The 17,752-nt window shown below is 65.5% G+C and carries 17 protein-coding genes and 2 pseudogenes; 12 read left to right on the plus strand and 7 right to left on the minus strand.

Annotated features, from left to right (window positions below; genetic code table 11):
* Positions 1–99: 99 nt before the first annotated feature.
* The 7 genes from CN538_RS20560 to tssJ all read right to left on the minus strand — a co-directional run bounded on the left by CN538_RS20560 (position 100) and on the right by tssJ (position 6,762).
* Positions 100–309, minus strand: a complete 210-nt coding sequence (locus CN538_RS20560; protein ID WP_207233565.1) for a hypothetical protein — start codon at positions 307–309, stop codon at positions 100–102.
* On the minus strand, positions 270–2,123 hold the full coding sequence (locus CN538_RS20565) for an ImcF-related family protein (RefSeq protein WP_207233566.1): 1,854 nt from the start codon (positions 2,121–2,123) through the stop codon (positions 270–272). The genes CN538_RS20560 and CN538_RS20565 overlap by 40 nt, the downstream gene beginning before the upstream one ends.
* Positions 2,012–3,580, minus strand: coding sequence for a type VI secretion protein IcmF/TssM N-terminal domain-containing protein (locus tag CN538_RS20570; protein ID WP_207233567.1), 1,569 nt, complete (start codon positions 3,578–3,580; stop codon positions 2,012–2,014). The genes CN538_RS20565 and CN538_RS20570 overlap by 112 nt, the downstream gene beginning before the upstream one ends.
* On the minus strand, positions 3,580–4,005 hold the full coding sequence (locus tag CN538_RS20575) for a hypothetical protein (protein WP_207233568.1): 426 nt from the start codon (positions 4,003–4,005) through the stop codon (positions 3,580–3,582). Before CN538_RS20575 ends, CN538_RS20570 begins: the two co-directional genes overlap by 1 nt.
* Before the next feature lie 149 nt (positions 4,006–4,154).
* Positions 4,155–4,814: a type IVB secretion system protein IcmH/DotU gene (gene icmH / locus CN538_RS00065; RefSeq protein ID WP_242495417.1), complete on the minus strand. Its 660-nt coding sequence runs from the start codon at positions 4,812–4,814 to the stop codon at positions 4,155–4,157.
* On the minus strand, positions 4,811–6,157 hold the full coding sequence (tssK, locus tag CN538_RS00070; RefSeq protein WP_106418143.1) for a type VI secretion system baseplate subunit TssK: 1,347 nt from the start codon (positions 6,155–6,157) through the stop codon (positions 4,811–4,813). The genes icmH and tssK overlap by 4 nt, the downstream gene beginning before the upstream one ends.
* A 68-nt stretch (positions 6,158–6,225) precedes the next feature.
* Positions 6,226–6,762, minus strand: a complete 537-nt coding sequence (tssJ, locus tag CN538_RS00075) for a type VI secretion system lipoprotein TssJ (protein WP_242495418.1) — start codon at positions 6,760–6,762, stop codon at positions 6,226–6,228.
* 308 nt (positions 6,763–7,070) lie between these two features.
* Here tssJ and CN538_RS00080 point away from each other — a divergent pair, with 308 nt between their 5' ends.
* The 12 genes and pseudogenes from CN538_RS00080 (at position 7,071) to CN538_RS00125 (ending at position 17,631) form a co-directional block, all read left to right on the plus strand.
* On the plus strand, positions 7,071–7,463 hold the full coding sequence (locus CN538_RS00080; RefSeq protein ID WP_106418145.1) for a copper resistance protein NlpE N-terminal domain-containing protein: 393 nt from the start codon (positions 7,071–7,073) through the stop codon (positions 7,461–7,463).
* A 341-nt stretch (positions 7,464–7,804) separates the two neighbouring features.
* Positions 7,805–8,368, plus strand: a complete 564-nt coding sequence (locus CN538_RS00090) for a hypothetical protein (RefSeq protein WP_242495419.1) — start codon at positions 7,805–7,807, stop codon at positions 8,366–8,368.
* Positions 8,313–8,558 carry a hypothetical protein gene (locus tag CN538_RS21420; RefSeq protein ID WP_242495420.1) on the plus strand — a complete coding sequence of 82 codons (246 nt, stop codon included), beginning with the start codon at positions 8,313–8,315 and terminating at the stop codon, positions 8,556–8,558. The genes CN538_RS00090 and CN538_RS21420 overlap by 56 nt, the downstream gene beginning before the upstream one ends.
* Before the next feature lie 89 nt (positions 8,559–8,647).
* Positions 8,648–9,694 carry a type VI secretion system contractile sheath small subunit gene (gene tssB / locus CN538_RS26600; protein WP_277985058.1) on the plus strand — a complete coding sequence of 349 codons (1,047 nt, stop codon included), beginning with the start codon at positions 8,648–8,650 and terminating at the stop codon, positions 9,692–9,694.
* A pseudogene (locus CN538_RS26605) lies at positions 9,681–9,734 on the plus strand (hypothetical protein); the annotation flags it as partial. The gene tssB and the pseudogene CN538_RS26605, both read left to right, overlap by 14 nt.
* A 91-nt stretch (positions 9,735–9,825) precedes the next feature.
* Positions 9,826–10,695 (plus strand): type VI secretion system contractile sheath large subunit, encoded by an 870-nt coding sequence (gene tssC / locus CN538_RS26610; protein WP_277985059.1) that lies wholly within the window; start codon positions 9,826–9,828, stop codon positions 10,693–10,695.
* A gap of 82 nt (positions 10,696–10,777) precedes the next feature.
* Positions 10,778–11,347, plus strand: coding sequence for a type VI secretion system baseplate subunit TssE (gene tssE, locus CN538_RS00105; protein ID WP_242495421.1), 570 nt, complete (start codon positions 10,778–10,780; stop codon positions 11,345–11,347).
* Positions 11,347–12,450: pseudogene (gene tssF / locus CN538_RS23785) on the plus strand (type VI secretion system baseplate subunit TssF); the annotation flags it as partial. The gene tssE and the pseudogene tssF, both read left to right, overlap by 1 nt.
* 73 nt (positions 12,451–12,523) lie before the next feature.
* A complete protein-coding gene (locus CN538_RS23790; protein WP_422917594.1) occupies positions 12,524–13,186 on the plus strand; it encodes a type VI secretion system baseplate subunit TssF in 663 nt (220 codons plus the stop codon).
* The gene (gene tssG, locus CN538_RS00115) at positions 13,150–14,226 is read left to right on the plus strand and encodes a type VI secretion system baseplate subunit TssG (RefSeq protein ID WP_106418148.1); all 1,077 of its coding nucleotides are present in this window, start codon (positions 13,150–13,152) and stop codon (positions 14,224–14,226) included. Before CN538_RS23790 ends, tssG begins: the two co-directional genes overlap by 37 nt.
* A complete protein-coding gene (gene tssH, locus CN538_RS00120; protein ID WP_106418149.1) occupies positions 14,223–16,883 on the plus strand; it encodes a type VI secretion system ATPase TssH in 2,661 nt (886 codons plus the stop codon). Before tssG ends, tssH begins: the two co-directional genes overlap by 4 nt.
* A gap of 196 nt (positions 16,884–17,079) precedes the next feature.
* Positions 17,080–17,631, plus strand: a complete 552-nt coding sequence (locus CN538_RS00125; RefSeq protein ID WP_106418150.1) for a cupin domain-containing protein — start codon at positions 17,080–17,082, stop codon at positions 17,629–17,631.
* Positions 17,632–17,752 lie beyond the last annotated feature (121 nt).

Genomic DNA, 17,752 nt, shown 5'->3' on the forward strand with positions numbered 1-17,752 from the left:
ATGCCCTGTTCCATGTCTTGCCCGGTCGCCGCCGGGCCCCACCCGCCCCTACCGCCCCTACCGCCGAGCCCTGGCCTACCGGGCTCGGCGGCAGCGGGCTCACTGCCCGGACCCGCCGAGCTGCGGAATGCGCAGCGACTTGATTCGCTCGAGATCCGAGATCTTCACCCCACCGAAGTTGCGCACGTCGAAGCTGACCGTACCCATGTAGGTGTTCCAGCTGAAACGCTGGCGCGCCTTGTCGATCGGCGTGATCCGCGCACTCTCGATCATGCGCAGGAAGCCCCAGCGGTTGGGATAGTCGAACACCGTATGGCGCTGGCCGTTACGATTGACGATATCCAGGCGCGCGCGCCGAAGGCCTCGCCGTTGCCCGGCCAGGTCAACCGCTCCCACGACTGGGTGTTGTTGCGGTAGTGCAGCCGCTGGCCGTCGATGGTCAGAATGATGTCAGTCAGCCCCGCGGTGGGGTTGATCTGCAGCTCGAAGCCGTTCTGCAGGTCCGACAGGCTGTCGATGACCCGGCCAAGGGCGGTGGCGTCGTCGATGCTCGAGAGCATGCGCGGGTCGACCATGGTCGAGCGCTGGCCGCTGCCGGAGCCGGCCAGATCGCCGATCTCCTCCTTGCGGAACTGCGACATCACGCCCTTGTCGGGATCGATGAAATACTCCATGTCACGCACCGAGGCTTCGTTGACCGAGTCGCTGACCGGATAGCGCCCAGCGACCATCTGGTCCCACGGCGTGACGATCTTGTCGTCCCAGGCAGCGTTGAGCTGCTGACGCGCCGGCGCGTTGAGCGCCTTCCAGGTATCCTCGACCGGCTCACGGAACAGCGGTTCGAGCGCCCGGATCAACGGCGTACGCGAAGTATCCACGCGCGAGGCGACGAAGTTGCGCAGGGTGTTGATCTCGGTCGGCTGGCCGGAGAGCGTCGCCATGATCAGCGACTTGCTGCTGCGGCCCACGTTCTGGGCGCTGCGCACGTTGTCCACGCGCACTTTTAGTTGGCGCAGATCGAGCAGGTACTGGTTGAGCACCGAGTTGTCGCTGCCAGTGGCATCGTCCGCTGCCAGCAGTCGCGTCACCGGGCGGAAGTGCTGGGTCAGCAGGCCATCGTTGAGACGCGGCAGCGTGTTGATATCCACCGCCGAGGCGCCACCTGCGCCATTGAATACGCTCATCACCCGGCCCCAGAAGCTCTGATCCTTGGCCTTGCCGCTGGCCTCGTCCTCCGTCTGCGCCTTGGGATCGTCCCAGGTGGTGTTGGCCTTCACCGCTTCCAGCACCTGGCGCAGCGGCGAGCCCTGCAGGTCGCTGAGCTGGGACAAACGCACGCTGGCCTGATCCAGGGTCTCGAAGTCGGCGACGTGGGTGTTGTCGAGGAAACGCTCCCAGGCGATGGCGTAGTCGCGCTTGTAGCGCGCCATCAGCTGGCTGACGAAGCGCGCCTTCGACTGCACCGCATCATCGACGTTCTCGTCGTCGAGCACCCAGTCCGATTCACGCTGGAGGTCGCCGGAGACGGTCTCGATGATCGCCGGACGCAGGTACTGGTTCCACACCTCGCGGGTATAGAAGGCCGGTACCGCACGGCTGGAGTAGAACAGCCGGCCTTCCATGTCGGGGGCCATGCGTGACAGCGTCAGCGGTTCGAAGCGCTGTTCCACCTCCAGCTGGTAGCGCAGGTATTCGCGGTCGACCAGGCTCGAATCGATCAGGAAGGCGTTGAGCCGGTCACGGCTGTCGGCGACCAGCTTGTCGTCGCGCTCAAGCGCTGGCGCCTGGCCCTCCTGCAGGTAGTGCACATAGAGCGCAGCATTGTCCATGATGCTGTCGCGGGACGTCTCCAGTCCGCGGCGCGCCACGTAGTCGGCCCACAGCCGCGGCAGCGCCGAGGCGACGAAGTCGCCCTGATCCGCGTGCGCGTCCGGGTCGGTCAGAATCAGATAGAGCTTGAGCGAGGAGTAGCTTTCGATCAGCTGCTCGACGTCAGCCTGCGACAGCTTGGTCAGCATCTCCTCGGAGAGCGAGGGGCCTTGCTCGCCGGAGAGGGTGAGCGTGGAGTCGTCGCCATCGGCATTGCCCACGGCGCTGCCCAGCTGGCTGGTACGGTCACGCAACCCCTCTTCCAGCGACGTCTCGGCGCTACTGCGGGCCGAATACCAGGCATCGCGGGCGCTGTCGGTGGTGCGCGAGCGCAGCTCGCTGCGCGCACGGCTACCGATCTCGAGGCGCTCGTCGGCACGCTGCCCAGGGTCGGCCGCGAGGTCGAACGCTCGCGCATGCGCGCCATGGCATCCTCACCGATCTGGCGGCCCTGATCCCGCGCCGCGCCAGCGGCATCCGCCGCCTTGCCGTCGCCGCCCGAGGCCGTTCCGTCCTCGCCTTCACCATTGCCGGTATCGATACCGCCAGCCGGGTCGCCAAAAGCGGCCAGCGAGCGTAGCTGGCGCGCCAGACGCCAGGAGAGCGGCGTCAGCACGTCACGTGTGAGCAGCGTGGCCCAGGCTTCCTTCAGCGGCGCGCGCAGCGCATCGCCCTGATACAACCCCAGGTCGAGACGCAGCGGCACGCCGGTCTCGCGGTGACGCTCGATCGCCGTGAGCTGCTGCTCGAGATCGTCGCGCAGCGTGCGGCGCTGGTCCGGCTCGAGCCGAGCATCCGTGCCGAGGGGAGCGATACGCTCGCGGATATGCTCGAGCCACTGTTTGTTGTTGTAGGCTGACCAGCCCTGGGCGGCGATGGCCGCGACACCGAGCGCACCGACCGCGCCGATCATGAACGGCGGCAGCGAGCGGCGGTCGCCGCGCTGGGAGTAGTAGAGACTCAGATTGCGGTCGGGGAAGACCACGCGGCGGAAGGTGTCGGTGATGAAGTAGCTGCGCTCGCCCTCGCGCGGGGTCGCCGCGGCCGCCGGGGTCGGCGCCAGAGCGAAGGCATCGCGGGTCTGTTCGTCGATCAGCGCCGGCAGCGCGGGGCCGCTCTGCAGCGCGCTGGTGAAGTAGAGCCCGCGCAGGATCGGTGCGCGTTCGGCGTTCTGCTGGGTATCGAACTGCTCGAGGAAATCGCTGAGCACGCCATAGAGTTCGGCGAAGTAGTCGGGGAAGCGCAAAAGCTCGCTGTCGGCATCGCTGCCCTCTTCCACCACCCGGGTATCGACCCGCGCGCGCAGTGTGGCCACCAGCCCCGGAAAACGCTGCTGGAAGGCCCGGGTCACGCCCTGGCGACGCAGCTCGTCGAGCGAGAAGGTCAGGCCCCAGGGCTGCTGGCGCTCAGTGGCATCGAGCGCTTCGAAGGTGCGGGTGAAGCCGGGCAGCAGGTCCGCCTTGCTGAAGAACAGATAGACCGGCGGATTGATGCCCAGACAGGCGCGGTACTCGCTCACCCGGCTGACCAACTGCTCGGCCAGAGCGTGGGCATCCTGTCGCGACTGTTCGAGCAGCTCGGGCAGGCTGACCACCAGCACCAGGCCGTTGATCGCCGGTTTGCGCCGCTGCTTGCGCAGGGTCTTGAGAAAGTCGGCGAACTCGCTCGCCGGGCGATCTTCGACCAGGTAGCGGCCGGCGGTATCGATCATCACGCCTCGCGGCTGAAGTACCAGTCGCAGTGCTGGGTGCCGCTCACCGCGGAGAGATTGCTGCCCCCGGCCATGGTCGCCGAGAGCGACGAGCGGGTCAGCAGCGAGGTCTTGCCCGAGGCCGCCATGCCCACCACCAGATACCACGGCAGCTCATAGAGCGAGGCCTTGCCGCCGTCCACCGAGCGTGCCGCCCGCTGCATCGCCATGGCGTGCTTGAGCCGCTCGCTCAGCACCTGATAGTCGCCGGGCTCGCTCTCGGCGGCTTCGCGGTGCACCTCGAGCTCGACCAGATTCTCGATGTTGCGCTCGGCGCGGATGCGGTGGTACTGGCGCATCACCACGACCAGCAGCCACAGCGCAGTGACCAGCGCCATGGCGATGAAGATGAGCTCGCGCTCCTGGGTCACCAGCGGCAGCAGCACGCACAGCGCCAGCCCACCAGCCAGAGCACGATCGAGAGCGGCCAGAAGCCTTTGAGCGCGCGCAGGAATCGAAGAAAACGCATGGTCACCTCGCCCCTCAACCCTGGCCATCGAACAGCTGACGGATCTGCTCGATCAGCGCATCGGTCTCACGCCCAGCCACCAGCGCAGGCCGCCATAGACCAGCAGGCAGACCACCACGATGACCAGCAGGTAGACCCACAGCGGGATCTCGTAGCGCAGCAGCTGGCCGACCTGATCCGGCAGCTTCCAACTCTCGCGACCGTCGATCTCACGCTTGCGTAGCGCGCGATGTCCTGGCCCAGGGTATTGGCGATATAGCGCAGCTGATCGCGGTTCTCGAGGCTGTACTTGCCTTCGAACCCCAGCGCCAAGCAGAGGTGATAGACCTCGAGCACGTCCAGATTGCCGCGCACGTCGCTGCGCAGACTGTCGAGCCGGTCGTAGAAGCCCTCCCCTGCCAGGTGCACACCGAAATAGCGGTACTGGAACGGGTGCAGCTCGACATGCTCGCGGATATTACCCACGCCCCCCTTGAGCACGCTCTCGTCGAGGAAGGCGCACAGCGCGTACTGGGCATCCTTGACCGCCTCGGCACTGTAGTTCTCGGCCCGCGCCTTCTCCTCGAATTCGCGCAGCCACTGGTCCACCCGTTCGAGGAAGCGCTCGACGCTCTCGGCCTGCTGGCCACGACGCACCATCAGCACCATGGAGATGAAATCGCGCGACAGCGTCTTGAGCGTGCGCGGCTCGGCGATATCGGAAGGGTGAGCAAGGGCTTCGGTCATTTCATCACCGCCATCAATTCGATACTGAGGTTCTTGAATCCGCTGGGTACGTAGAAGGCGATCGCCTGGGCTTCCATCATCCGCTCATATACCGCGCCATGCGGTTCGAGGGCGAAGTAGTGGTTATCCAGGCGTACCGGAATGGCGCTGGGCAGGCGCGCGGCATGAGTCAGAGTGCCGCCGGGCATGGCGGTATTGACCACCACTTCGATGTCCTCCGGCGAGCCGACCTTGAACGCCCGCGGCACCAGCTCGAGGATCTGGGAGCCAGGCATGTCGGCATGCACGCAGATGTAGAAGTCCGCCTCCTTGAGGCGCGCATCGTTGAGCCGCCCCACGTAGTAGGAGGGGCGCGTCTGTTCGAGCGGAATCGGGATGTACTGGTTGGGCACCACGATCTCGAGCAGCTCACGCACCACCTTTTCCAGCCCTAGCAGCGCCGGCGCCGGGTCGCGGTGGTCGTACTCGGGGATGTCGGCCAGACGGTGCGACATCGAGAAGGTCATCAGGCCGGCCGCCAGCTCGGCGAGGAAGCGGTAGAGCGTCTCCGGGTGCAGCCGCGGGTGGTTCAGCATGTGCGCCAGTTGCGGATAAGCGCGATTGATGGTGTAGAGCAGCCAGAACAGGGTGACATCGCTGGAGCCGAACTCGGCGACCTGATCCGCGCGCTCGCGCCGGCGTCCGGAGAGCGCCTCGCTGCGCGCCTGCAGCATGCCGATCAGCCGGTTGGCGATCTCCAGTGGCAGCGCCACCGCATCGAGATGCAGCGCCGGCGGCATGAACTGCTCGCTGTCGAGGCTGAAGCCGCCAGCGGCGTTGCGCTTGAGCAGCGCGATCGGGCAGTGGGTGAAGCCATCCAGGCTGTCACCTTCCATCAGCAGGGTGGCATTGAGTTCGAGCGTGCCCAGCTCGTTCTCCAGCGACCCCTCGTTGAGATCGGGCAGGGTCTCGAAGCGCTGCACGAAACGGCGCCCACCGTGGCGCGCCGCGTCCTGGTCGAGATAGCTCGGCGACCATGGCTCCAGCGTGCGCAGGGCGGCGTAGATCTTCACCTCGCCGTTGCGTGCGAGGTCGTCGAGGCTGCGCCCCGGCGGCAGCGGATCGTGCTGCGGCGCGTCGAACAGGGTGCCGTCCGGGAACACCAGCTTGAGCCGGGTGAGCCGCAGCATGCCCTGATCGAGCGCCCCGCCGTCGACCTCCAGCGCCTGCACGCCCCACTGAAAGGGATGCTGGCTGTGGCGTGATTCGGCCAGCTGCCGTTGATGGAACTCATCCTGATATTGAAAGTGCTGTGGCAGGAGGAACATCCCCTCCGACCACATGATGCGATTGTGTTTACTCACGTCCCTGTCCCGAACCCTGGTTGCTGTCGTCTTCACGGCACCGCGGTGTAGCGCTGGTACCGCAGGTCTCAGTCGCCAAGCAGATCGTGACCGCGCTCGATCTCGATGCGGTCGTCGACCAGATGCAGGCGGACTCCCTCGGAGGCACTCAAGAGGCCGTCGTTGCGCAGCTCGTTAGCGTCGAAGATCACGTGCCAGTCGTCACTGATGGTGTTGCGGAAGAATGCCGCCACGCCGACGAACTGAGCGCTGGGGTCCAGCGCGGCGGTGTCGACTTTCTGTGTTCCGGGGAGCAGCGTCAGCTCACGCTGCGACACCAGACTGTTGCCCAGCACGCCGCGGGGATTGGCCCAAAGCTGGCGCGGCGAGGCGGTGGCGAACGGCGCGCGCTCGGTCAATTGATAAATGCGCACGACCACGGAGAGCGGCTCGCCGTCGACGTCGGGGTTGAGCGCGCTGTCGCTGTCGATGGTGACGCGCACACGCTCGCTGTTGCCGAACAGATCGCCGGCCCAGGTATCGTCGAAGCGCTTGCCGACCCGATCGGCCACACCGCACCCCGCCAGCAGCACTACTAGCCATCCCATCAGGAGAAACGCGCTCACGTGGCGCAGCGTTACCCTCATCGACTTCTCGCTCCCCGCTTCTTTTTAGGTAATCCCCGAGGCGTTCGATGCCTCGGGCCGGATTCAAACCTGCATAACGGACGCGGGGCAACGTTCAGCAAGCACAGACTAAACGTTGTCCAGCCACGACCGTAAACGCACTACGCCGATTGCCGGCGTAGAACTAAGAAAACTTAGACTTCTTTCAGACAGTGACCACCTTAACAGATTTAGTCGCTATAATAGGGCACAAGTTTAACAAACGCTTACCCATTAACATTAATTTACACAAAGGCCGATCAAGACACATGCGAACATCGAAGCTGAAACGTCTCTCGGTTGTCGGATGTCTGGCGCTGAGTGCCTGCGCCAGCGGTCCGCAGACGCCGGTCGATTATGTCAAAGTGACCGAGCGCTTCACCGGCACCCTGCCCTGCCAGGACTGTCGCGGCGTCGACACCGACCTGATTCTCAAGCGCGATCCGATCACCGGCGCCCCGGCCGGCTTCTATCTCCACGAGATCCGGATCGATGCGCCTGGCGGTGAACGGGTCAACACCGCTTGGGGAAAATGGGCGCTGCATCGCGATGTTAACGACTTTCAGCGCCAGCTCTACGCACTCCCAGCCAGAGGTGGGCCAGACGCGAATCTTCCAGCCGGTGGACGACACGGCACTCGAGCCCCTGGACGCGCAGGGTGATCCGCTGCGCGACAGTGAAGGCGAGCCGGCGCGGCTGGAACGGGTTACGCCAGACCTGACACTGGCCAATAGCACCGCTGACGATTAGGTCTCAGAACGTGCTACAGTGCAACGATAAGTTTGATTACATCACGTTGTAAGAGATCTCTTACAAGATGAATGGCGGATCGCTGTAAAAGCCCGTCAGTACATTCTGATACACGCATATAGCGTTTTCTGGCATCCTCACGAGTCGACGCATGCCGGGCGCCGAGTGCAATAACGAATGTACCTGAACGACGTGATAATGGATGACGCCGGGGTACTCCCGAGCAACGCTCGAGCCGATCCAGGAATCGATCATGACGCAGTCTTTCGATGTCGATAGTTTCATCCGCTCGCGCAAGCAGACGCGGGCGGTTTCCGACTTGCTCAAGGCGCAGGCATCGGACTATCTGGCCACGCTCTCCCCGCTGGTTCGCCCGCAGCCGCTGTTCGGCGAGTACCTGCAGGGCGCACCACGCGGCAGCGGTCGCGAGACCCAGCATCACTTCAAGGAGTTCCGCACGCTGTTCGACAAGCACGCCGGCGCGCGGCCCTTCAATCTGATGAACGAGCTCGAGGTACCGCTCAACATCATCAACTCGACCCCGGAGCTCTATCCGCTCGAGTATGACCACACCCTGGACAACGGCACGCGGGTGCGCGTGACCAGCCCGACCCGCTGGGTCGTGGGCTACAGCTCGTTCGACCTCAGCCGCTTTCGCCAGGTGGTCGGCGACCCCAACCGCAGCGGCTCCGAGCTGCATCGCTTCGTGGTGCACTACCTGATGCTGTTCCACTGCTTCAGCCGCGCCGGCGGTCTGGGGCGTGTTCAAGGGGCTGCGCTTCCCGGTGGGTTTCCAGTGCCTGGACGACTTCGGTGACCTGCCCTTCTGCGTCATCAGCTCGCCGGTGTCGTCGACGCTGCCGAGCGACCCGGTGATTCGTCACAGCACCGAAATCTCGGGCAGCCGCAGCTTCGAGGAGCTGATTTCCGACGCCGAGATCGAAGCGATGCGTGACGGCCTGCGCGAGCAGCTCAGCGAGGCGTTGGCGGCCGCCAGCGCGGGGTGATCGGCGCCGCCGTCGATCTCGCCACCAAGACATCGCCACCAAGATATTCGTCACCCGGACACTCGACATCTCAACAAGAGGACGACCTCATGGCCAAGAACGAAAGTACCCAGCACAAGCTCTCGCGTGTCAGAGCGCCCCGCGTACATCTCACCTACGACGTCGAGATCGGCGACAGCATCGAGAAGAAGGAGCTGCCGTTCGTGGTCGGGGTAATGGGCGACTACACCGGCAATCCGCTCGAGCCGCTGCCGCGGCTGAAGGATCGCAAGTTCGTCAATATCGACCGCGACAACTTCGACAGCGTGATGAAGGGCGTCAAGCCGCGCCTGAGCTACCGCGTCGACAACACCCTGGCCAACGACGGCTCGCAGCTGCCGGTGGAGCTCAACTTCAAGCGCATGGAAGATTTCGAGCCCCAGGAAGTGGTGCGTCAGGTGGAGCCGCTGCGCAAGCTGCTCGACGTACGCAACAAGCTCGCCGATCTGCGCAACAAGATGGGCGGCAACGACAAGCTCGAAGAGCTGTTGATGGATGTGCTGCAGAACACCGAGAAGCTCAAGGCGCGGGCGAAGAGCTCGGCCGCGAAGCCGCTGCCAAACCGCAGGACGAGAAGGAATAACAGGAGTCACTCATGGCCGAGAATCAGACCGACAACCAGCCCCAGAGCGAAAACCCAGGAGGTCTTCGCGCCGGAGACCTCGCTGCTCGACAGCATCATCTCCGAGAGCCGCGTGGCGCGTTCGGAGACCGAGCGCACCCGCACCCGTGACCTGATCGACGAGCTGGTGCATCAGGTGCTCGAGGGTGAGGTGACCCCGAGCAAGGATCTGATCGCGGTGCTGGATTCGCGCATCGCCGAGATCGACTCGCTGCTCTCCGACCAGCTCAACGAGATCATGCACGCCAGCGAGTTCCAGCAGCTGGAGGCCTCCTGGCGCGGGCTGAAGTACCTGACCGACCAGTCCGAGACCAGCACCAACATGAAGATTCACATGTTGAATGCGTCGAAGAAGGACCTGGTCAAGGATCTCAAGTCGGCATCCGAGTTCGACCAGAGCGCGCTGTTCAAGAAGATCTACGAGGAGTACGTACGGCACCTTCGGTGGCGCCCCCTACGGCATGCTGATCGGTGACTACGAGTTCGGCCGCCACCCGCAGGACATGTACCTGCTGGAGCAGGTCTCGCACGTCGCCGCTGCGGCCCACGCCCCGTTCATCTCCTCGGCCTCGCCGGAGCTGTTTCGGCTGGGACTCCTTCACCGACATGACCGGCCCGCGCGACCTGTCGAAGATCTTCGACACCGTCGAGTACGCCAAGTGGAAATCGTTCCGCAACTCGGAAGACGCCCGTTACGTCGGCCTCACCCTGCCCCACGTGCTGGGTCGCCTGCCCTACGGGGAAGAGACCACCCCGGTGGAGGAGTTCAACTTCACCGAGAACGTCGACGGCCGCGACCACAACAAGTACCTGTGGATGAATGCCGCCTACACCATGGGCGCGCGCGTCACCGACGCCTTCTCCCAGTACGGCTGGTGCGTGGCGATCCGCGGGGTCGAGGGTGGCGGCCTGGTCGAGGACCTGCCGACCCACACCTTCCAGACCGACGACGGCGAGGTGGCGCTGAAGTGCCCCACCGAGATCTCGATCACCGACCGCCGCGAGAAGGAGCTTTCCGACCTCGGCTTCATTCCGCTGGTGCATTGCAAGGGCACCGACTACGCCGCCTTCTTCGGCACCCAGTCGGCCCAGCTGCCCAAGCAGTACAACACCGACGTCGCCAACGCCAACGCGCGCCTGTCGTCGCAGCTGCAGTACATCTTCGCCACCTCGCGTATCGCCCACTTCATGAAGGCGATCATGCGCGACAAGGTGGGCAGCTTCGCCTCGCGTCAGAACGTCGAGGACTACCTCAACGAGTGGCTGTCGCAGTACGTGCTGCTGGACGACAACGCCGGCCAGGAAGCCAAGGCCAAGTACCCGCTGCGTGAAGCGCGGGTCGAGGTCGCCGAGGTGCCGGGCAAGCCGGGCGCCTACAAGGCGGTCACCTTCCTGCGTCCGCACTATCAGCTCGACGAGCTGACCGCGTCGCTGCGCCTGGTCTCCGAACTGCCGCAGTCGACCCGCGGCTCCTGAGCCCGATGGGGGCGGCTCGCCGCCCCCAGGTGCGCGCCAGTCGCGTCGCCGCTCCGGCGGCGACGCGCCGTGCGGCGCCTCCATGGCGTCAGCCACGGGTAGCGGTGCCTCGCGGCATCTGCCGCTGTCAGCCCCCACGCCATTCAACAACGTCAGGGAGCGTTTCCGCATGAGCGACACGTTGCAGATGGTCCCGACGCTGCTCGACCGTCTACTCGACGACGAGCCGCAGCACACCACCGAGGCGCAGCCCGGCCATCGCTGCTCGGTGAGCGCCTACAAGGCCTCGGTGGTACGTGATCTGGAGCTGCTGGTGAATACCCGGCGCGAGCTGATCGCCGGCGAGCTGGATGCCTGGCCAGGGCTGCAGGGCACGCTGCTCGATTACGGCCTGCCCGACTTCATCAGCCGCGGCGTGCGCAGCACCGAGGACCGGCGCCTGATCCAGCGCCAACTGGAGCGCACCATCGAGCACGGCGACAAGCGTTTCAGCAGCGTCCGCGTGCAGCTGCTCAACCAGGACACCCATGACCGCATCCTGCAGTTCCGCATCGAAGCCGTGCTGTCGCTGAGCGAAGCCAGCCAGCGCGTCGCCTTCGATGCCGTATTGCAAGTCAATACCCGCCAATACAAGGTGCAGAACCTGATCTAATGCTCGACGACCTGCTGCCCTACTACGAGAAGGAACTCTCGCACCTGCGTTTTCTGGGGCAAGAGTTCGCCACGCGTTATCCCAAGATCGCCTCCCGCCTGCTGCTGGAGGGGGACTACTGCGAAGACCCCCATGCGGAGCGCATGATCGAGTCGTTCGCGTTCTTGAGCGCGCGCGTACACAAGAAGCTCGACGACGACTTCCCCGAGATCGTCGAGGCGTTTCTCGACGTGCTCTATCCCCATTACCTGCGGCCGACACCGTCGCTGTCGATCGTCGAGTTCGACCCCGGCCCTCAGACCTCACTCACCGGACGCTACCACCTGCCACGGCATACCGCCCTGCACTCGCGCCCGGTCGAGGACGCCTTCTGCCGCTTCCGTACCTGCTACCCGGTCGACGTCTGGCCCGTGGCACTGAGCGCGGCGGAGCTGACCCGGCTGGAGCGCTCCTCGTTCAACGCCCACGGCAACGACCATGTGGCCAAGCTGAGCCTGAGCCTGGAGACCCTGGGCAACACCGATTTCGGCAAGCTCGGCCTCGACCGCCTGCGGCTGTTCCTGGATGGCGAAGGCAGCCTGATGCATCCGCTCTACGAGATGCTGTTCAACAACGTCGCACGGATCTCGGTGAGCTTCGTCGAGGGCGGCCAGACCCGCGAGATCGGTCTGCCCGCGGACGCCATCACGCCGGTCGGCTTCGGCCCGGACGAGGGGCTGATCGACTACTCCGAGCGCTCCTTCATCGGCTACCGCCTGCTGCACGAGTACTTCACCTTCCCCGAGAAGTTCCTGTTCTTCGATCTCTCGGGTCTGGCACGGCCGCTGGCCGACAAACCGGTGACCCGGGTCCAGATTCATTTTCTGTTCCGCGACTACGACCAGCACGAGCGCCTGGCGCGTCTGGCCCAGACCCTGGGGCGGCACAACTTCCGCCCGCTTGGCTGCACGCCAGTGGTCAATCTGTTCTCGCAGCAAGCCGAGCCGATCAAGCTGACCCACACCCGCCACGAGTATCCGGTGGTGCCGGACGTGCGCCACTCGCGCTCCACCGAGATCGTCTCGATCGACGAGGTGACCCGGGTGATCCGCACCGCGACCCGCGACGAAGTGGCGCCCTGCCTGCCCTTCTTCGAACCCCGCGACAGCGAGAAAACAGGCGCGTCAGAGCTACTGGATCGCGCGCCGGGTGGGCGCGGAGAACGCTCGCGATCCGGGCACCGAGATGCGCCTGCGGGTGGTCGACCGCGAGCTGGAACTGCTCGACGGCAGCAGCGACACCCTGAGCCTCAAGCTCACCTGCAGCAATCGCGATCTGCCCCAGCTGATGACCTTCGGCCACCCGCAGGGCGACTTCACCCTCGAGCGCGAGCAGGTGGTGCAGCAGATCCGCTGCCTGCGCAAGCCGACCTCGCCGGTGCGCCCGCCCATGGGCAAGGGAGTGATCTGGCGGCTGATCTCGCATCTCTCGCTCAACCACCTGTCGCTGGTCAGCGATGGCCGCGAGGCGCTGATGGAGCTGCTGTCGCTCTACAACTACCGTCAGGCTTCGGCGATCCGCAAGCAGATCAACGGCATCACCGCGATCGACAGCGAGCCGGTGATGACGCGCATCGGCCATCCGCGCCCCGCCTTCGTGCGTGGTACCGGCATCACCCTGGAGCTGGACGAGAGCCAGTTCACCGGTAGCGGTATCTATCTGTTCGGCAGAGTGCTGGATCACTTCTTCGGTCAGTACTGCAGCCTCAACAGCTTCACCCAACTCACGCTGCGCTCACGCCAGCGCGAACAGCGAGTCGTCCAATGGCCGCCGAGAACCGGTACTCAGCCCCTGGTCTGATCGACCAGGCGCGTGCGGAGCCCTGGCGTTTCGGGTTCTTCCAACTCGTGCGTCTGCTGCGCCTGCACTACAGCCGCACCGGGCGTATCGACCCCGAGAACCGGCCGCACCAGGACCCGCTGCGCTTCCGCTCGCTGCTCTCGCTCAACTTTCCGCCCAGCGAGATCAGCGATCTGTCGTTCGAGAACCCCAAGCTGCGCTCGGCCAGCGACGAGCCGCTGAGCGAGATCCAGATCACCTTCATGGGGCTGGTCGGCCCCTCCGGCGTGCTGCCCCGGCCGTACACGGAGCTGTTGATCAATCGTCACATGGAGAAGCGCGACGACGCCGCCCACGCCTTCATGGACTTCTTCTCCCACCGCATGACGGCGCTGTTCTACGAGGCGTGGCAGAAGTACCGCTTCCATATCGAGTACGAGCGCAAGGGCAGCGCCGATTTCGAGAACTGGATTCTGCACCTGGTCGGCTTCACCCCGACCACCCAGACGCAGGTGCTCGACCGCCCCGAGCAACCGGGCACCCTGCGCCGCGAGCTGTTCAGCTGGTTCTCCGGCCTGTGGAGCCAGCGCCCGCGCAATGTCGGCAACCTGCAGTCGATTCTGGCCTACACCTTCGGCCAGCCGTGCCAGGTGGTCCCCTTCAGCGGACGCTGGATACGCCTCGACCCCGATCAGTACACCCGCCTGGGCCAGGCCAATGCGCGCCTCGGCCAGAGTGCGGTGGCCGGTACTCGGGTGCGCGACTACCAGTCCACCTTTCGCGTGCGCTTCGGCCCCCTCGACCTGGCGGCCTATCGCGCGCTGCTGCCGGGTACCGAGCGTCACCGCCAGCTGGTCAAGCTGCTGCGCTTCTATGCCGGCATCGAACTCGACTTCGAGATCGAGCTGATCCTCGACAAGCGCGAGATACCGCCGCCCCAGCTGGGTCAGGGCGGCGCCCTGGCGCTGGGCAGGCTGGGCTGGCTCAAGCCGCAGGAGCGACCAGCCAGCGCACATGGACATGCACTCTTCGCAATCACCTACGATGGAGCCACGGCGTGAGTCTCAAATCCCTCTTCGACAAGCTCAACGATCCCTGCCGCGAGGCCACCGAAGGCGCCGCGGCCCTGTGCCTGGCGGAGCGCCAGTACGACGTGGACATCGAACACCTGCTGCTCAAGCTGCTCGACAGCGACGACAACGACGTGCTGCGCATCGCACGCCACTACGACGTCGCCCTCGACCGCCTGGCCAGCCAGCTCGAGGAAACGGTCGCCACCTTCAAGACCGGCAACACGCGCACCCCGGCGCTGTCGCCACGGATCACCCGCCTGATCGAGCGCGCCTGGGTGATCGCCTCGATCGACCATGGCGAGGCCCAGATCCGCAGCGGCCACCTGCTGCTGGCGCTGCTCAAGGATGACGAGCTGCGGCGGGTGATCGTCGACGGCGCCCGCGAGCTCGAGCGCATCCAGGTCGATGACCTGCAAGCGCACCTGAGCGACCTGATCGGCGGCAGCAGCGAAGACCAGCACGTGCGCGAACTCGGCGAGGCGAGCGCCGCCACCAGCGCTGCGGCCAATGCCGCCGGCGGCGAAGGTGACAAGCGCGGCAAGTCGAAGACCCCGGCGCTCGACCAGTACACCATCGACCTGACCGGCAACGCCCGCGCCGGGCGTATCGACCCAGTACTGGGGCGCGAGGAGGAGGTGCGCCAGATGGTCGACATCCTCACCCGGCGGCGCCAGAACAACCCGATCCTCACCGGCGAGGCCGGGGTGGGTAAGACCGCAGTGGTCGAAGGACTGGCACTGCGCATCGTCAACGGCGACGTGCCGCCGCCGCTCAAGCAGGTCGAGCTGCGTACCCTCGATCTGGGCCTGCTGCAGGCCGGTGCCGGGGTCAAGGGGGAGTTCGAGAACCGGCTCAAGAACGTGATCGAGGAGACCAAGCGCAGCTTGCATCCGATCATCCTGTTCATCGACGAGGCCCACACCCTGATCGGCAGCGGTGGCCAGGCCGGCCAGGGCGACGCCGCCAACCTGCTCAAGCCGGCCCTGGCCCGCGGCGAGCTGCGCACCATCGCCGCCACCACCTGGGCCGAGTACAAGAAGTATTTCGAAAAAGATGCCGCCCTGGCGCGACGCTTTCAGGTGGTCAAGATCGAGGAGCCCGCCGAGCCGGTGGCGATCGCCATGCTGCGCGGGCTCAATCAGCGCATGCAGGACCACCACAAGGTCAGCATTCTCGATGACGCCATCGTCCAGGCGGTGCGCCTCTCTCATCGCTACATCACCGGGCGCCAGCTGCCGGACAAGGCGGTCAGCGTACTCGACACCGCCTGCGCCCGGGTCGCGCTGGCGCAATCCTCGCAGCCGGCAGCGCTGGAGGATGCCCACCGCCGGGTCGACAACCTGGAGAGCGAGATCGCGATCCTCGAGCGCGAGCAGCGTGAAGGCAGCGACCACGCCGAGACGCTCGCCGCCCTGGGCGAGCGCCTGGAAACCACCCGCGCCGAGATCGCCGACCTCGACGCGCGCTGGTCGCGGGAGCAGGAGATCGTGACCCGGCTCAAGGCGCTGGAAACCGAGCGCAGCGCCGTCGAGGCCGGCGAACAGGCGGGCGACGCCGATGCCCTGAGCCGCCAGATCGGCGACACCCGCCGCGAGCTGGCCGAGATCCAGGGCGAGCACGCGCTGGTGCACGGCCATGTCGACGGCAACGTGATCGGCGAAGTGATCTCCAACTGGACCGGCATTCCGCTGGGCAAGATGCTGCGCGACGAGATCACCACCGTACGCGAGCTGCCCCAGCTGCTCGGCGAGCGCGTCCTGGGCCAGGACCATGCCCTGGCCGAGATCGGCAAGCGCATTGCCATCTCGCGGGCGCGGATGGAAGATCCCAACAAGCCGATCGGGGTCTTCCTGCTGCTCGGCCCCAGCGGCGTGGGCAAGACCGAGACCGCACTGTCGCTGGCCGACGTGCTCTATGGCGGCGAGCGCAACGTCATCACCATCAACATGTCCGAGTACCAGGAAGCGCACACCGTCTCCAGCCTCAAGGGCTCGCCGCCGGGCTATGTCGGCTACGGCGAAGGCGGCGTGCTGACCGAGGCAGTACGGCGCAAGCCCTACAGCGTGGTGCTGCTGGACGAGGTGGAGAAGGCCCACCCGGACGTGCTGGAGCTGTTCTTCCAGGTGTTCGACAAGGGCGTGCTCGACGACGGCGAGGGTCGCGAGATCAACTTCCGCAACACCGTGATCCTGCTCACCTCCAACGTCGGTACCGACGACATCATGCGTCAGTGCCTCGGTGCCGATGAGCTGCCGGCGCCGGATGCGATCGTCGAGAGCCTGCGCGATCAGCTCAACGCGGTATTCAAGCCGGCCTTCCTCGGGCGTCTCAACATCATCCCCTACTACCCGGTGCAGAAAGAGATCCTCAACAACATCGTGCGGCTCAAGCTCGACCGCATCAAACAGCGCTTCGAGTACAACCACCGCGCCCGTTTCGACTACGACCCGGCGATCGTCGACGCCGTCGCCGCGCGCTGCACCGACAGCGACAGCGGCGCGCGCAACATCGACAACATCCTCTCCGGCAGCCTGATGCCGACCATCGCCGCCCAGGTGCTCGACCGCATGGCCGCGGGCGAGACGATCGAGCGGCTCGAGGTCAGCCTCGATGATCAGGGCGAGTTCGCCTACGACCTGAGCTGAGCGCCACCGCCGCCCGGAAGCCTATATATTTCCGGGCGGCGGCTCTCATCGCTGTCACCTCCTCACCCAGCATGGCAAACACAGCCGATGAGCAATCCCGCCAGTGAGGGTTTGCTGGTGCCGCGCCAGCCGCTAGGCTTCAGTCGCTACCGAGTGTCTCGCCCGCGCGCATGCCGGGCTTTCCAAGGAGAACGCGATGTCCGACGATGTCGGCCCCCGACTGCGCAGCCTGCGCAACCTGCGCGGTATTTCCCAGCGCGAGCTGGCCAAGCGCTGCGGCGTCACCCACTCCAGCCTGTCGCTGATCGAGCAGGGCAAGGTCAGCCCCTCGGTGAGTTCCTTGAAGAAGATTCTCGACGCCATCCCGATCAGCGTCGGCGACTTCTTCACCTTCGAGCTGGAGAGCCGCAATCAGGTCTTCTACAGCGTCGATGAACTGCCCAACGTCGCCACCAATGCGGTGATCTATCGCCTGGTCGGCGCCAACCGCGAAAACCGCGCGCTCTCCTTCATGATCGAGACCTATCCGCCCGGCGCCGATACCGGACGCGAGATGATCGCCCACCGTGGCGAGGAGGCCGGCGTGGTACTGGAGGGGCGAATCGAGATCACCATCGGTGCCCAGGTGCGCGAACTCTGCCCCGGTGACGCCTACTACTTCGATACCCACGTGCCCCATCGTTTTCGCAACGCCAGCGACGAGCCGTGCAGGCTGGTGAGTTGTTGTACCCCTGCGAGCCAGTTCTAGCCCAGAACGCCAAGTCACGAGCCCGACCAAAGTCGTATTCGGCAAAACCTAACGCCCCCGTCTGCAATGCCGGATTCTCGTCGCCGGCGGGACGCGACATGCTGAGCCCACTTACTCCTCT

This window comes from Salinicola tamaricis (genome assembly GCF_003006155.1).
GTDB classification, from domain to species: domain Bacteria; phylum Pseudomonadota; class Gammaproteobacteria; order Pseudomonadales; family Halomonadaceae; genus Salinicola; species Salinicola tamaricis.

Excerpts from the sequence above, each read along its gene's own strand:
- CN538_RS20570 (WP_207233567.1), bottom strand. The coding sequence starts at position 3,580 with ATGATCGATACCGCCGGCCGCTACCTGGTCGAAGATCGCCCGGCGAGC.
- icmH (WP_242495417.1), bottom strand. The coding sequence starts at position 4,814 with ATGACCGAAGCCCTTGCTCACCCTTCCGATATCGCCGAGCCGCGCACG.
- CN538_RS00080 (WP_106418145.1), top strand. The coding sequence starts at position 7,071 with ATGCGAACATCGAAGCTGAAACGTCTCTCGGTTGTCGGATGTCTGGCG.
- CN538_RS00090 (WP_242495419.1), top strand. The coding sequence starts at position 7,805 with ATGACGCAGTCTTTCGATGTCGATAGTTTCATCCGCTCGCGCAAGCAG.
- tssB (WP_277985058.1), top strand. The coding sequence starts at position 8,648 with ATGGCCAAGAACGAAAGTACCCAGCACAAGCTCTCGCGTGTCAGAGCG.
- tssC (WP_277985059.1), top strand. The coding sequence starts at position 9,826 with ATGACCGGCCCGCGCGACCTGTCGAAGATCTTCGACACCGTCGAGTAC.
- tssE (WP_242495421.1), top strand. The coding sequence starts at position 10,778 with ATGGCGTCAGCCACGGGTAGCGGTGCCTCGCGGCATCTGCCGCTGTCA.
- tssG (WP_106418148.1), top strand. The coding sequence starts at position 13,150 with ATGGCCGCCGAGAACCGGTACTCAGCCCCTGGTCTGATCGACCAGGCG.
- CN538_RS00125 (WP_106418150.1), top strand. The coding sequence starts at position 17,080 with ATGTCCGACGATGTCGGCCCCCGACTGCGCAGCCTGCGCAACCTGCGC.